2 protein-coding genes and 1 pseudogene are annotated in these 1,149 nt (G+C 34.8%); 1 reads left to right on the forward strand and 2 read right to left on the reverse strand.

From position 1 onward, the window contains the following. Positions 1-110 (reverse strand): annotated as a pseudogene (locus VXQ92_RS19845) (GFA family protein); the annotation flags it as partial. Between the two features lie 182 nt (positions 111-292). Between VXQ92_RS19845 and VXQ92_RS19850 the strand changes: the two are divergent. Then, the gene (locus VXQ92_RS19850) at positions 293-730 is read left to right on the forward strand and encodes a PaaI family thioesterase (RefSeq protein ID WP_000795395.1); all 438 of its coding nucleotides are present in this window, start codon (positions 293-295) and stop codon (positions 728-730) included. 14 nt (positions 731-744) lie between these two features. Here the strand turns inward: VXQ92_RS19850 and VXQ92_RS19855 are convergent. After that, positions 745-1,149: hypothetical protein (locus tag VXQ92_RS19855; protein WP_416682945.1), on the reverse strand; the 405-nt coding region annotated here is incomplete at its 5' end.

Genomic DNA, 1,149 nt, shown 5'->3' on the forward strand with positions numbered 1-1,149 from the left:
ACACCACTGGTTTGTCTACGACACATCGAGCAATGGCAAACATGTACATCATGATTTTTTAACTCAACTTCGAAAGTTGTTTCACCACATAAACACTGTCCGTTCATTATTATTTTCCACAAAAAGTTTATATTTTTAGGGTTATAAAATAGTCTGCTCAACCAAATTTTACAAGTTTATAAACTATAAGTGACCTATATTTCTATTCACCTCAACTTGACAATAATTAATTTAACGCCTAATTTAACATCAAGTTCCATTTTAGAACCTTAATAACTGAAGGACTCAAATAATGAAAAATCCTATGGAAATGACAGGCCTCGAATTTTTACAAGCCATGATTGAAGGTCATATTCCACCTGCCAGTATTAGTAAAACTATTCCAATGCAACCTACTGAGATTTCAGAAGGATCTGTAACTTTCAAAGCACAAGCAGATCATAATCACCTAAATCCTTTAGGTGGTGTACATGGTGGTTTTGCTGCAACTGTTCTAGATTCAGTGACTGGCTGCGCTGTACATACAATGCTACCTGCTGGTGTGGGTTATGGAACCATAGATCTTAATGTGAAAATGTGCCGTCCTCTTCCACAAAATCAGGTTTTAATTGCTACAGGTAAAGTGATCAATTTAAGTAAAAATTTAGGTATTTCCGAAGGAAAAATTACTGATGAAGAAGGCAAACTTTATGCTTATGCAACAGCAACCTGCATGATTATTCGACCATAAAAACCAAGGCAGCTTTAAACGGCTGCCTTTTTCATTAAGTAAGGAATATCTGGGCGGTCACAAGTTTTCGCAACCACATAAGGTGCCCAAATATTCTTAAGTTGAAGCTCTATCACTTTATGATGCTGAGTAGACCAGGCTAAAACTTTATTTTTACCTAGGAATAATTCCCCTTCGAGCTGGAAAATATAGAGAGGTTTAGATTGATCTAATACCTTGGAACACTTTAAAACTTTCAACGAAGTATGCACATCCCATTTTGAACTAAACCAGAGTTGTAGTAAGTCACCTAAGTACAAATCTTGTTTTTTAAATGGAAAAGCATCGATCCATGCATCTTCTACAGGTGTGTAATAAGATTCTGGTTGATTTAAAATATTGAGATAATTGCGTTGATAAAAATCAAAATTAGAAAAAAT

The sequence above is a fragment of the Acinetobacter sp. 228 genome (assembly GCF_048147885.1).